This is a genomic window from Mycobacterium sp. (assembly GCF_050701515.1).
GTDB lineage: Bacteria > Actinomycetota > Actinomycetes > Mycobacteriales > Mycobacteriaceae > Mycobacterium.
Genome location: NZ_JBOGDB010000184.1, coordinates 1 through 12,921 on the forward strand (window position 1 = coordinate 1; position 12,921 = coordinate 12,921).

12 protein-coding genes are annotated in these 12,921 nt (G+C 69.5%); 7 read left to right on the forward strand and 5 right to left on the reverse strand.

Features of this window, described 5'->3' with window-relative positions; all coding sequences use genetic code 11:
- Positions 1–94: helix-turn-helix domain-containing protein (locus ACRDU5_RS15310; protein ID WP_526615468.1), on the reverse strand; the 94-nt coding region annotated here is incomplete at its 3' end.
- Between the two features lie 113 nt (positions 95–207).
- Here ACRDU5_RS15310 and ACRDU5_RS15315 point away from each other — a divergent pair.
- Positions 208–912 carry a ferritin-like fold-containing protein gene (locus tag ACRDU5_RS15315; RefSeq protein ID WP_526615456.1) on the forward strand — a complete coding sequence of 235 codons (705 nt, stop codon included), beginning with the start codon at positions 208–210 and terminating at the stop codon, positions 910–912.
- 4 nt (positions 913–916) lie between these two features.
- Here the strand turns inward: ACRDU5_RS15315 and ACRDU5_RS15320 are convergent, their stop codons facing one another.
- The gene (locus ACRDU5_RS15320; RefSeq protein WP_526615457.1) at positions 917–1,633 is read right to left on the reverse strand and encodes an MmpS family transport accessory protein; all 717 of its coding nucleotides are present in this window, start codon (positions 1,631–1,633) and stop codon (positions 917–919) included.
- 157 nt (positions 1,634–1,790) lie between these two features.
- On the opposite strand from ACRDU5_RS15320, the gene ACRDU5_RS15325 reads away from it, so the two are divergent.
- Entirely contained in the window at positions 1,791–2,039 is a 249-nt protein-coding gene (locus tag ACRDU5_RS15325) for a DUF3107 family protein (RefSeq protein WP_526615458.1), read from the forward strand.
- Here the strand turns inward: ACRDU5_RS15325 and fasR are convergent.
- Entirely contained in the window at positions 2,026–2,700 is a 675-nt protein-coding gene (gene fasR / locus ACRDU5_RS15330; protein ID WP_526615459.1) for an HTH-type transcriptional activator FasR, read from the reverse strand. The genes ACRDU5_RS15325 and fasR overlap by 14 nt on opposite strands.
- A 131-nt stretch (positions 2,701–2,831) precedes the next feature.
- Between fasR and ACRDU5_RS15335 the strand changes: the two genes are divergently transcribed.
- From ACRDU5_RS15335 to ACRDU5_RS15345, 3 genes are all read left to right on the forward strand, one after another.
- The gene (locus ACRDU5_RS15335; RefSeq protein WP_526615460.1) at positions 2,832–3,908 is read left to right on the forward strand and encodes a DUF3152 domain-containing protein; all 1,077 of its coding nucleotides are present in this window, start codon (positions 2,832–2,834) and stop codon (positions 3,906–3,908) included.
- Between the two features lie 90 nt (positions 3,909–3,998).
- Positions 3,999–5,177, forward strand: a complete 1,179-nt coding sequence (gene moeZ / locus ACRDU5_RS15340; protein WP_526615461.1) for an adenylyltransferase/sulfurtransferase MoeZ — start codon at positions 3,999–4,001, stop codon at positions 5,175–5,177.
- Positions 5,178–5,237: 60 nt separating this feature from the next.
- Positions 5,238–6,092, forward strand: a complete 855-nt coding sequence (locus ACRDU5_RS15345) for a TIGR02569 family protein (RefSeq protein ID WP_526615462.1) — start codon at positions 5,238–5,240, stop codon at positions 6,090–6,092.
- A 93-nt stretch (positions 6,093–6,185) separates the two neighbouring features.
- Here the strand turns inward: ACRDU5_RS15345 and ACRDU5_RS15350 are convergent, their stop codons facing one another.
- A complete protein-coding gene (locus ACRDU5_RS15350; protein ID WP_526615463.1) occupies positions 6,186–6,485 on the reverse strand; it encodes an MGMT family protein in 300 nt (99 codons plus the stop codon).
- A gap of 2 nt (positions 6,486–6,487) precedes the next feature.
- Entirely contained in the window at positions 6,488–7,285 is a 798-nt protein-coding gene (locus tag ACRDU5_RS15355) for an alpha/beta fold hydrolase (protein ID WP_526615464.1), read from the reverse strand.
- A 62-nt stretch (positions 7,286–7,347) separates the two neighbouring features.
- Here ACRDU5_RS15355 and ACRDU5_RS15360 point away from each other — a divergent pair, with 62 nt between their 5' ends.
- Positions 7,348–10,458: an ATP-dependent helicase gene (locus ACRDU5_RS15360; RefSeq protein ID WP_526615465.1), complete on the forward strand. Its 3,111-nt coding sequence runs from the start codon at positions 7,348–7,350 to the stop codon at positions 10,456–10,458.
- Positions 10,455–12,921: ATP-dependent helicase (locus tag ACRDU5_RS15365; protein ID WP_526615466.1), on the forward strand; the 2,467-nt coding region annotated here is incomplete at its 3' end. The genes ACRDU5_RS15360 and ACRDU5_RS15365, both read left to right, overlap by 4 nt.

A 12,921-nucleotide genomic window follows, 5' to 3' on the forward strand; every position in this document is an offset into this window, starting at 1 on the left:
CCACCGCCAGATTCCACACATACCGCGCGTCCCGGCAATGCGCCAACAAAGCCTCCTCCTGCTCAGCGACGGGCAACAATCGAAACCGCGACATATCCGCAAACTAACCGCCACGACCGACACACCCCACGTGGCACGACAGCCACACACCGGGCATCGGCTTCCTCCCCGGACCGAAGCCCGGGATTTCCAACCGAAGGAGATCCCATGAGTTCGACGCAGCCTGCGGCATCCTCCGAGCGCATCGACACCTCGGTGACGTCAGGCGTGTCGGCCGACCATCCCGGCGTCAACGAATTGTTCGCGCTGCTGGCCTACGGCGAGGTTGCCGCCTTCTACCGGCTCACCGAAGAGGCGCGGATGGCACCCAATCTGCTCGGCCGGATCAACATGGCCAGCATGGCGGCCGCCGAGATGAGCCATTACGAAATGCTGTGCGATGCGTTGGAGCGCAGGGGCATCGACGTCGTCTCGGCGATCACGAAATATGCTCCGGCGCTGGAGAATTACCACCGGCTCACCACCCCCAGCACCTGGCTGGAGGCGCTGGTGAAGACCTACATCGGTGACGCGCTGGCCGCCGATTTCTATCTGGAGATCGCCGATGTGCTGCCCGATGAAGTCGCCGGCGTGGTGCGCGCGGTGCTGGCCGAAACGGGCCACTCGCAGTTCGTCGTGGCCGAGGTCCGCGCTGCGGTGACCGCCAGCCAGAAGCAGCGTCACCGGCTGGCGCTCTGGTCGCGGCGGTTGCTGGGTGAGGCCATCACCCAGGCGCAGTTCGTGCTGGCCGACCACGACGAGCTGGTCGACCTGGTGGTGGCGGGCGGCGAGGGGCTGGGCCAGCTGACCGATTTCTTCGACCGGCTTCAGCGCACCCACAGCACCCGCATGCAGGAGTTGGGGCTGGCCTGACGGCTCAGCGGGTGCAGGTCGCGATGAGCGAGTTGGTGTTCTGCGCGGCGAGGGTGTCGCCCGAAGCGTCGGTGATCGAGCAGTTGAGCTGACCGGCCACGCTGGTTGCGGTGACCGAGCTGAGCTCGACACCCGGATTCAGCACCACCGTTTTCGCCCACGGCAGCGCGACATTGACATCGGTCTGCAGCGCACCCTGGGCGTCGGTGTAGATGATCGTCACCAAGTCCAGCAGCTGGCGGTTCCCGGTGATCCGATAGGTGACCGTGCGCGGATCCACCGGGGGCGGCGCGGTCTCGGTCGGCGTCGGGCTGGGCGCGGCGGTGGGCGACACGGTGGTGACGGTCTCCGGCGGCAGCGTCGGCGTGGCGGGTGCCGGCGATCGGGTGGCGCTCGGCGAGGGTGGTGCGCTCGGTGTCGGCACCGCCGCTCTGCCGGTGGACGGCGAGACGGTCGCCGACGTGGTTCCGCTATCACCGCCGCTGAGGATCATGACGGTGCCGACCACCGCGGCGAACAGGATCGCGCCCGCGACGCCGGCTACCCAGAGCCAGCGCCGGTCGTCCGGCTCGTCCTGGTAGCCGGTGTAGCCGTCGTAGTCGCCGTAGTCATCGAAGTCCCCGAAGTCCTCGAGCTCGGCGTACTCGTCGTCAGCTTCCACAGAGCGGTCGTGCCGGTTGGCGATCGGTTCGGTCAGCCACGGCGAAGAAGGCCTGTTCATACGCTTTTCCCAGTCAGTGCGGTTAATGCCGGCCCTGATGCTATAGGTGTAGAAGTGACGGCTGAGGTCAACGATCGGGCGTGTTGGTCACGGTCCGGACTCGGTTCGGTGTGCACTAGCCTGCTGGGGTAACGCATACGAAGGGAAAGGGTCCAGCGTGGAGGTCAAGATCGGTGTCACGGACAGCCCGCGCGAGCTCAATTTCAACAGCGCGCAGACACCCAGCGAGGTGGAAAAGCTGGTCACCGAGGCGTTGACCAAGGACGCGGGCGTGCTGGCGTTGACCGACGAGAAGGGCCGGCGGTTCCTGGTGCAGTCCGCGAAGATCGCGTATGTCGAGATCGGTGCCGCCGACGTGCGGCGGGTGGGCTTCGGCGTCGGAGCGGAGCCGGCTAAGACCGGGTGAGCGGCACGTGGGACAGCCCGCCCCAGGCGAACTGCACGGTGCCTTCCACGGCGTCATCCTTCGAGATCGGCCGTTCGTTGTTCAGCCAATAGCGCGCGGAGTCGACGCTGATGGCCACCAGTCCGACCGCGATCATCCGCGCCCGGTGGGCTTCCAGCCCGGAGTCGCGGCTGATCAGGTCGAATACCGCGTCGGTACAGGATTCGGTGGCGACCTTCACCTGCGCCGCCACCTGCGGCTCGGTGACGTAGTCGTTCTCGAAGATCAGCCGGTAGCCCTGGCCGTCGTGCTCGATGAAATCGAAGAACGCCTGGACGGCGGCGCGCAGCCGCTGCCGGTTGTCGGTGGTGGTGCGCAGCGCCTGGCGCACACCGGAGACCAGATTGTCGACATGCCTGGCCAGCACCGCCAGGTACAGCTCAAGCTTCGACGAAAAGTGTTGGTACAGAACTGGTTTGCTGACACCAGCTCGATCGGCGATCTCGTCCATGCCCGCGGCGTGATAACCGCGGTCGACGAAAACCTCGCTGGCAGCGATGAGTAACTGTCCGCGGCGCTCATCGCGGGGCAGCCGACTGCCGCGCCGGTTCGCGGCGGACAGACTGTCGCCGTTGGCCGGTTTCGCGCCCGTCGCTTCGGTCGCGTTGGCGAGCTCGCTCATCACTTCCTCAATCTGGATTCGTTCGCAATGACACTACTACCAGTTGCTGGGGGTATGCGGCAGGACGGCGTCGCGGCAGGGCGGTGGCGCGCCGGAAACCCAAGCTCCGCGGTCTGTGCCATCCTGTTTCGGTGAGCTACCACCCGGAGCACCGTACGCGTGGCGGCGGGGGGCAGGGGGACGACCCGGGATTCAGCAGGGGTCGGGTACCCGTGCTGCGCGATGAGTGGCGCGAGCCGCTGCGCGCTGCGCGCGATCCGCTGGCGGTGGATCACGGACGGGTCAGGTCGAATCGGGCCGGTCGGCGCCGATGGCGCAAGCAGACCTGGTTGGGCCGTTTCGTCTCGACCTACGGCTGGCGCGCCTATGCGCTACCGGTGCTGGTCGCCCTGACCGTCCTGGTGGTGTATCAGACCGTCACCGGAACCAGTGCGCCCGGGCCCACCGAGCAGGAGGGGCCGGTGCAGGGACCGCCGAGCATCGGCGTCGCCAGCACGTCGATCATCGGCGCGCCGCCGAAGGGCCTGACCCAGTTCGAAGCCAATCTGCCGACCGGCATCCTGCCGGACGGCGGGCCGTATACCCAGACCGGCGCGAAGACCTGGCACATCGTTCCGGGCACCGAACCCCAGGTCGGCGAGGGCACCGCGAAGGTGTTCAGCTACACCGTCGAGGTCGAGGACGGCATCGACACCACGTCGTTCGGCGGTGATGCGGGCTTCGCGCGGATGGTCAGCCAGACGCTGGCCAATCCGAAGAGCTGGACCCACAATCCCCAGTTCGGGTTCACCCGCGTGGACGGTACTTCTGCCGGCCAGCCCGACTTCCGGATATCGCTGAGCACCCCGATGACCTCGCGGGAGGGCTGCGGCTACGAGATTCCCATCGAGACCTCCTGCTACAACCCGGTCTACGGGCCCGACCAACAGCCCCGGGTGATCCTCAACGAGGCCCGCTGGGTGCGCGGCGCGGTGCCGTTCCAGGGCGATGTCGGGTCCTACCGGCAATACCTGATAAATCACGAGGTGGGCCACGCCATCGGCTACCAGCGGCACGAGCCCTGCACCGAGAACGGCGACCTGGCGCCGGTGATGATGCAGCAGACGTTTTCCACCAACGACAACGACGCGGCGCGCTTCGACCCGGAGTGGGTGAAGCCGGACGGAAAGGCCTGCAACGCCAACCCCTGGCCGTATCCGATCCCATAGCAGCCGGGAAGCTCTCGGTGGTGATTGCCGTTGATCTGGGTAACTGCTGTGATGGTTAGTAACCCTGACTTCGAATCGAGGAGGGTATCGGTGTCGACACCGTTGCCGCCGCTGGTAGAGCCGGCGGCCGAGCTGACGCACGAGGAGGTCGCGCGTTACAGCCGCCACCTGATCATTCCCGACCTGGGCGTTGACGGTCAGAAACGACTCAAGAACGCTCGGGTGCTGGTGATCGGTGCCGGTGGGCTCGGCTCGCCGACCCTGCTCTACCTCGCCGCGGCCGGCGTGGGCACCATCGGGATCGTCGAGTTCGACGTCGTCGACGAATCCAATCTGCAGCGCCAGATCATTCACGGGCAATCCGACATCGGCCGGTCCAAGGCCGCAAGCGCGCGGGATTCCATCCGGGAGATCAACCCGCTGGTTCAGGTGCGGCTGCACGAGGTTCGGCTGGAACCGCACAACGCCGTCAACCTGTTCAAGCAATACGACCTGATCCTGGACGGGACCGACAACTTCGCCACCCGTTACCTGGTCAACGACGCCGCGGTGCTGGCCGGCAAGCCCTACGTCTGGGGCTCGATCTACCGGTTCGAGGGTCAGGTGTCGGTGTTCTGGGAGGACGCCCCGGGCGGCATCGGTCTGAACTACCGCGACCTCTACCCCGAGCCGCCACCACCCGGGATGGTGCCGTCCTGTGCCGAGGGCGGTGTGCTGGGAATCCTGTGCGCGTCGATCGCGTCGGTGATGGGCACCGAGGCCATCAAGCTGATCACCGGCATCGGTGAGCCGTTGCTGGGCCGTCTGATGGTCTATGACGCACTCGACATGACCTACCGCACGATCAAGATCCGCAAGGATCCGTCGACACCGAAGATCACCGAACTGATCGACTACGAGGAGTTCTGCGGCGTGGCGTCCGAGGCGGCCGCCGAGGCCGCGGCCGATTCCAGCATCACCCCTCGCGAACTGCGCGAACTGCTCGATTCAGACAGGAAGTTGGCATTGATCGACGTCCGCGAACCCGTCGAGTGGGACATCAACCGCATCGAGGGCGCCGAGCTGATCCCGAAATCCGCCTTCGAATCGGGTGAGGCGCTGGCCAAGCTGCAGGTCGACCGCACCCCGGTGCTGTACTGCAAAACGGGGGTGCGCTCCGCCGAGGTGTTGGCCATCGTGAAGAACGCCGGTTTCTCCGACGCGATGCATATCCAGGGCGGAATCGTGGCGTGGGCCAAGCAACTCGAGCCCGACATGGTCATGTACTGAGGTCCCGACACAGCTGGTCAGCGAAGCCTTTCTGGCCTGCGACGACGGTAGCCTGACGCTGTGATTACCGAACGGCCGCCGGAGCACGTGCTGGCGGCGTTCGGCGTGAGTGGCCTGCGTCCGGTGCAGCTCGGGTCCGGCTGGGAGGGCGGCTGGCGGTGCGGTGAAGTCGTGCTCTCGATGGTTGCCGACCACGCCCGAGCCGCATGGTCGGCGAAGGTACGGGAAACCCTTTTCGTCGACGGCGTCCGGCTGGGCCGACCGGTGCGGTCCACCGACGGGCGCTACGTGGTGGCGGGCTGGCGGGCCGACACGTTCGTCGCCGGTACCCCCGAACCCCGCCACGACGAGGTGGTCTCGGCCGCGGTGCGGCTGCACGAGGCGACCGCCAAACTCGAACGGCCCCGGTTCCTGACACAGCCGCCCGTCGCCCCGTGGGCCGACGTCGATGTCTTCATCGCCGCCGACCGGGCGGCGTGGGAGGAGCGGCCGCTGCACTCGCTGCCGCCCGGGGCGCGGGTGTCACCCGGCTCGGCGGACGGGCAGCGCTCGATCGACCTGATCAATCAGCTCGCCGGACTTCGCAGGCCGACGAAGAACCCCAACCAGCTGGTGCACGGCGATCTTTACGGCACAGTGCTTTTCGCAGGCACCGCTGCACCGGGAATCACCGACATCACACCGTATTGGCGACCGGCGTCCTGGGCGGCCGGTGTGGTGGTGGTCGACGCGCTGTCCTGGGGCGACGCCGACGATGGGCTCATCGAGCGGTGGGCTCCGCTGCCGGAATGGCCGCAGATGCTGTTGCGCGCATTGATATTTCGGCTTGCGGTACACGCGCTGCACCCGCGGTCTACCGCCGCGGCGTTTCCCGGCCTGGCCCGCACCGCTGCGCTGGTGCGGCTGGTGCTGTAGCTCCACATCCACCGCGACTTCTGCGGGAGGGTCGTGCGTTCGCGTGTTCAACGACCCTGGTGCAGAAATCGGCGTCTATAAACCGCCCACCGACTATTCGAAGTGGTACCGCACCTCGGGCAACGGCACCCGTCCGTCGAGGGCGAGTACTCCTTCGGCGCGCAACAGCTCCAGCTGACGGCTGGCCAGCTGCGGCGCGGGCCGGCCCGACGCGGTGATCACCCGGTGCCACGGCAGGTCCGACGAGTCCGTCCGCATGATCCAGCCGACGATGCGCGGGCTGGAAAGCCCTGCCGCGGCTGCGATGTCGCCGTAGGTCGACACCCGACCGGACGGGATCGACGCAACGAGAGCCCGTACCGTCTCGACCTGCTCGTCGGTGACCGCTGCCATGGCTAGGTCTGCCGGAGCCGCTCGCGGATCACCGCTGCGGTATCGGCCGGCTGCGCCTGGGCCACCATGTGACCGCAGTCGAAATCCACCAGAGAAAACCGTGGCCCCAGCCGTTCGCTCAGCGCCGCGATCAGTGCGTCACTGACATACGGCGGGTCGGTGCGGGTGGCGCGGACCAATGTCGTCCGTATTCCCTTGTGCGGCAACACGAAGTCGCGTGCCACTTCGCTCCAGTACGACATCATCGCCGGAATGCTGATCCGCCACCCGTAGCGGCCGTCGGGTAACTCGACCAGATGCTCGTCGAGTTCGGCGTCCAGCACGGCAGGATCCACATCGCCCCAGGAGCCCGATGCCTTCTCGTTGCGTGCCTCGTCTCGGTCGAGGTAGTACGGGGAGGCCAGCATGTCGTCGGCGATGTTCGCCATCCACGCGCCGTCCAGGCCGACGGCCGGATCGAGAAGCACCAGCGACGAGACCAGATCCGGTCGCGTCGCAGCAAGTTTCAGTGCGATCGCACCGCCGAACGAATGCCCGACCACCAGCACCGGGCGCTCGGCGTCGGCGGCCAGCAGTTGGGCCAGCGCGGCGACGTTGGCTTCCACGGTCCACGGCGCGGCCCAGGACGACCGGCCGTGGCCGAGCAGGTCGGGTGCGGCCACCGAGATGTCGGGCAGATGCCGCGCCGCCAGCGTCTGCCACCGCTGGCCGTGCCCGGTGAGGCCGTGGATCGCCAGTACCTGCGTCGGCTGGGCGGACCCGTAGCGGTGCACGTTGAGGATTTGGGCGTCGCTGGTCACGGCGTAGATGCTGCCAGTAGCGGATGTTCTGACTTGTCGGACCCCCGTGGTGTCATGCCGGTATGTCCGCACCGCAGACCGCCATTGCGCCGACCGCGTTGACCGAACCCGGTATTCGCGGTGTGGTGCGGGTGGTGGGCGGGCCGGGCACCGGCAAGACCACCGCGCTGATCGAGGCCGCCGCGGCACGCATCGCCGCCGGAGCGGATCCGGAATCCGTTCTGCTGCTGACGGGTTCCGCGCGGCTCGGGGGCGAGGCGCGTGCCGCGATCACCGCCGCCTTGCTCCAATCCGGTAGTCGCGCGGTCGCCCGCGAGCCGCTGGTGCGCACCGTGCACTCGTACGCGTTCGGCGTGCTGAGGCTGGCCGCGCAGCGCAACGGCGACCCGCCGCCGCGGCTGATCACCACCGCCGAGCAGGACGGCATCATCCGTGAACTGCTGGCCGGCGACCTCGAGGACGGCGACCGCGCCGCCGTGGCCTGGCCGCGCCAGCTACGGCCCGCGCTGGGCACCGCCGGGTTCGCCACCGAGCTGCGCGACCTGTTGGCCCGCTGCACCGAGCGCGGCGTCGACCCGGTTGCGCTGCAACGCATCGGCCGGCTTTCCGGCCGCCCGGAGTGGCTGGCCGCGGGCCAATTCGCTCAGCAGTACGAACAGATTATGCTGCTGCGGTCAGCGGTCGGGATGGCCGCACCGCAGGCCACCGTGCCCGCACTGGGCGCAGCCGAACTCGTCGGCGCCGCGTTGGAGGCGTTCGCGGTGGACAACGACCTGCTGGCCGGCGAGCGCGGCCGCATCAAGCTGCTGCTGGTCGACGACGCCCAGCACCTCGACCCGCAGGCCGCCCGGCTGGTGCGGGTACTGGCGGCAGGCGCAGAGCTGACCGTTATCGCCGGCGACCCGGACCAGGCGGTGTTCTCCTACCGCGGTGCCGATCCCGCATTGTTACGCGGAGACGATCCGGTGATCACACTTTCCCAATCGCACCGCTGCGCACCGGTGGTCGCGCGTGCCATCACCGCAATCGCGCGTCGGCTGCCCGGCGTCGGGCTCGCCCGCGAACTGCTGGGCACCGGTGAGCCCGGTGCGGTCGTGGCGCAACTCGCCGCGACGCCGCACGCCGAGTCGGCGCTGATCGCCGACGCGCTACGGCGCGCACACCTGGTCCACGGGGTGCCGTGGTCCCAAATGGCGGTGATCGTGCGCTCGGTGCGGCAGACCGGTGCGGCGCTGTCGCGGACCCTGACCGCCGCCGGTGTCCCGGTGGTGTTGCCGGCGTCCGGCGCACCGCTGGCCGAGCAGCCGGCGGTGCGGGCGATGCTGGCGGTGCTGGCCGCGGTGGCCGGCGGTCTGGACGGCGATCGCGCGCTGGCCTTGCTGACCGGGCCGATCGGCCGGGTCGATCCGGTGTCACTGCGTCAGCTGCGCCGGGCACTGCGCCGCGCCGACGGTAGCCGGCGCGACTTCGGTGAGCTGCTTGTCGACGCGCTCGACACCGAGACCGTCCGGGTGTCCGGTGGACTGGCCGGCCCGTTGCGGCGGGTACGCGCGGTGTTGGCGGCCGCGCGGCACAGCGATGCCGCTGGGGGCGATCCGCGGTACACCCTGTGGCAGGCCTGGCACCGGTCCGGCCTGCAGCGGCGCTGGCTGGCGGCCAGTGAGCGGGGCGGCACCCTCGGCGCGCTGGCCGATCGCGATCTCGACGCCGTAACCGCGCTGTTCGACGTCACCGAGCAGTACGTGTCACGTACCGCGGGGGCGTCGTTGCGCGGTCTCGTCGAGCACGTCACCAACTTGGGTCCGCCCGCGTCGGCCGGTGACTCGCCGCAGGCGCCCGACGGCGTAGCCGTGCTGAGCGCACACGCGGCATTGGGCCGGGAATGGGACATGGTCGTCATCGCCGGATTGCAGGAAGGGCTGTGGCCCAACACGATTCCGCGCGGCGGTGTGCTCGGCACCCAGCATCTCGTCGACGTCCTCGACGGTGTCACCGCCCCGGGCGTCTCCAGTCGGGCGCCGCTGCTCGCCGAAGAACGCAGGCTGCTGATCGCCGCCATGGGTCGCGCCCGCAGCCGGCTGCTGGTGACGGCGGTCGACAGCGATTGCGGCGACGATTCCATGTTGCCGTCGCCGTTTTACGACGAACTCGCTGCGACCTCGACCGAGACCGACTCCGAAACCGCCGGGCCGGTCCACGCGCCGCGGGTGCTGGCCCCGGCCCCACTGGTCGGCCGGCTGCGTGCGGTGGTGTGTGCGCCGGACGGGGTGATCGAAGACGCGGCACGTGCCTGTGCCGCAGCGCAATTGGCACGGCTGGCCGCAGCCGGGATTCCGGGCGCCGACCCCGCACAGTGGTATGGCATGACCCCGCCGAGCACCGACGAGCCGATTTGGTCGGGCGATGACCACGTGGTGACGCTGTCGCCGTCGACGCTGCAGACGCTGGCCGACTGCCCGCTGCGCTGGCTGCTCGAGCGGCACGGCGGCACCGACGGCCGCGATGTGCGGTCGGCGATCGGTTCACTGGTGCACGCCCTGGTTGCCGACCAGACCAAGAACGAGGAGCAGATGCTGGCCGAGCTCGAAAGGGTATGGGAGAAATTGCCTTTCGATTCGGGCTGGTACGCCGCCAACGAGCTGGCGCGGCACCGCGCGATGTTGTCGGCGTTCGCAAAGTGGCGCGCCCAAACCCGCCACCAGCTGACCGAGGTCGGCACGGAGGTCGACGTCGACGGCTTGGTCGAGTGGAACGACGCCGGGGTCCGGGTGCGCGGTCGCCTCGACCGGCTCGAGCGCGACGGTGCCGGCCGCCTGGTTGTGGTGGACGTCAAGACCGGCAAGAGCCCGGTCAGCAAGGACGACGCGCAACGCCACGCCCAGCTTGCGATGTATCAGTTGGCGATCGCCGAAGGGCTGGTACCCCAGGGAAATACGCCCGGCGGTGGCCGGCTGGTGTATCTGGGCAGGACCGGCGCGGCCGGTGCGGTGGAGCGCGAGCAGGACGCGCTGACGCCGGACGCCCGCCGCGACTGGCAGGGCGTGCTACAGCGGGCGGCGGCGGCGACCCAGGGGCCGCAGTTTCTCGCCCGCATCAACGACGGCTGCGCGCACTGCCCGGTGCGGCAGAGCTGCCCGGCCCAGGCCGCGATCGGCGGAACGGGGCGGTCATGACACCGCGCTACGGTCCCGCCGAACTGGCTTCCGCCCTGGGCCTGTTCGCTCCCACCGACGAGCAGGCCGCTGTGATCGCCGCGCCGCCCGGTCCGCTGGTGGTGATCGCCGGTGCCGGGGCGGGCAAAACCGAGACGATGGCCGCCCGGGTGGTGTGGCTGGTCGCCAACGGCTACGCCCAGCCGGGCGAGGTGCTCGGGCTGACGTTCACCCGCAAGGCGGCGGGACAGCTGCTGCGCCGGGTCCGCACCCGGCTGGCCCGGTTGGCGGGCGCCGGCCTGGTACCCGGCGACTTGGACGCGGCGGACGATCCGGCCACAGTGGGCACCTATCATGCGTTCGCCGGAGCGCTGCTGCGCGAGCACGGCCTGCTGCTCCCGGTGGAGCCCGACGCCCGGCTGCTGAGCGAAACCGAACTGTGGCAGTTGGCGTTTCGCGTCGTCACCGAACATCCGGGCGAGCTGAACACCGACAAGACGCCGGCAGCAATCACCACCATGGTGCTGCGGCTGACCGGCCAGCTGGCCGAGCACCTCGTCGAAACCGGCCAGCTGACAGACACCCATGTCGAGCTGGAACGGCTGGTGCACACGCTGCCAGCCGGCCGGTATCAGCGCGATCGCGGCCCCAGCCAATGGCTGCTCCGGATGCTGGCCACCCAGACCGAGCGGAGCGAGCTGGTGCCGTTGATCGACGCGCTGCACGCGCGCATGCGGGCCGAGAAGGTGATGGATTTCGGCATGCAGATGGCCTCGGCCGCCCGGCTGGCGTCCAGCTTCCCGCAGGTCGGCGCCCAGCTGCGGAGGCGATATCGGGTGGTGCTGCTCGATGAATACCAGGACACCGGCCACGCCCAGCGGGTTGCGTTGTCCTCGCTGTTCGGCGGCGGTGTGGACGACGGGCTGGCGTTGACCGCCGTCGGTGACCCGATTCAGTCGATCTACGGCTGGCGCGGCGCGTCGGCGACCAACCTGCCGCGGTTCACCACCGACTTTCCGCGATCGGACGGCACTCCGGCGCCGACGTTGGAGCTGCGCACCAGCTGGCGCAATCCACCCCGGGCGCTGTACTTGGCTAACGCGGTGTCTAGTGAGGCGCGGCGGCGGTCGGTTGCGGTGAAGCCGCTACGCCCACGTCCCGGCGCCGAGCCCGGGACGATCCGGTGTGCGCTGTTGTCCGACGTGGCGGCCGAACGGGATTGGGTGGCAGACCATTTGGCGCGGCGCTACCACGAGTCCCGCGGATCGGTGCCGCTGACGGCGGCGGTGTTGGTGCGGCGCAACCTCGACGCCGCGCCGATGGCCGACGCCCTCACCGCACGCGGGGTCCCGGTCGAGGTCGTCGGGTTGGCGGGGCTGCTCGTCGTCACCGAGGTCGCCGACGTGGTGGCGATGCTCCGCCTGGTCGCCGATCCGACGGCAGGAGCGGCTGCGATGCGGACGCTTACCGCCCCTCGGTGGCGGCTGGGCGGCCGCGACATCGCCGCGTTGTGGCGCCGCGCCGTCGCTCTCGACGACGCATCTGCGGGGATGAAGCGCGCATCGGCCGACGACATCGTGGCGCTGGCCGCGCCCGATGCAGACGCCGCGTGCCTGGCCGACGCGATCTGCGATCCCGGCCCCGCGGGCGGGTACTCGGCGGAGGGCCACCGGCGGATCGTCGCATTGGCCCGCGAGCTGACCGGATTGCGCGCGCATCTCACACACCCGCTGCCGGAATTGGTTGCCGAAGTGCGGCGGCTGCTCGGCGTCGACACCGAGGTCCGGGCGGCGCGACCGCTGTCGGCGGGCTGGGTCGGTACCGAACACCTGGACGCCTTCGCCGACGTGGTGGCCGACTACGCCGCGCGGCCGGGGGCGTCGGTGTCCGGTCTGCTGGCCTTCCTGGACGCCGCGGCGGAGGTGGAGAACGGGCTGGCTCCCGCCGAAGTGGCCGTCGCCCGTGACCGGGTGCAGATCCTCACCGTGCACGCCGCCAAGGGGCTGGAGTGGCAGGTGGTGGCGGTGCCGCACCTGAGCGGGCGGGTGTTCCCGTCCACGGCCTCAACGCGGACATGGCTCACCGACGCGGCCGATCTGCCGCCCTTGCTGCGCGGGGATCGCGCCACCGCAGGGCCCTACGGGGTTCCGGTGCTCGACACCTCCGACGTGAATGACCGGAAACGGTTGTCGGACAAAATATCCGACCACAAGCGCAGCCTCGAGGCGCGCCGCGTCGACGAGGAACGCCGCCTGCTGTACGTGGCGCTCACCCGCGCCGAGAACACGCTGCTGCTCTCCGGCCATCACTGGGGCGCCTCGGAATCCAAGCCGCGTGGCCCGTCGGCGTTCCTCTGCGAGCTCAAGGACATCATCGACGGCTCGGCCGTCGCCAGCGACCCGTGCGGCGTCGTCGAACACTGGGCGCCGGCGCCGGCCGACGGCGACCCGAACCCGCTGCGGGACCGGCCGGTCGAGGCGATGT

Coding starts and splice junctions, on each gene's coding strand:
- ACRDU5_RS15315 (WP_526615456.1), top strand. CDS start 208: ATGAGTTCGACGCAGCCTGCGGCATCCTCCGAGCGCATCGACACCTCG.
- ACRDU5_RS15320 (WP_526615457.1), bottom strand. CDS start 1,633: ATGAACAGGCCTTCTTCGCCGTGGCTGACCGAACCGATCGCCAACCGG.
- fasR (WP_526615459.1), bottom strand. CDS start 2,700: ATGAGCGAGCTCGCCAACGCGACCGAAGCGACGGGCGCGAAACCGGCC.
- ACRDU5_RS15350 (WP_526615463.1), bottom strand. CDS start 6,485: ATGGCAGCGGTCACCGACGAGCAGGTCGAGACGGTACGGGCTCTCGTT.
- ACRDU5_RS15360 (WP_526615465.1), top strand. CDS start 7,348: ATGTCCGCACCGCAGACCGCCATTGCGCCGACCGCGTTGACCGAACCC.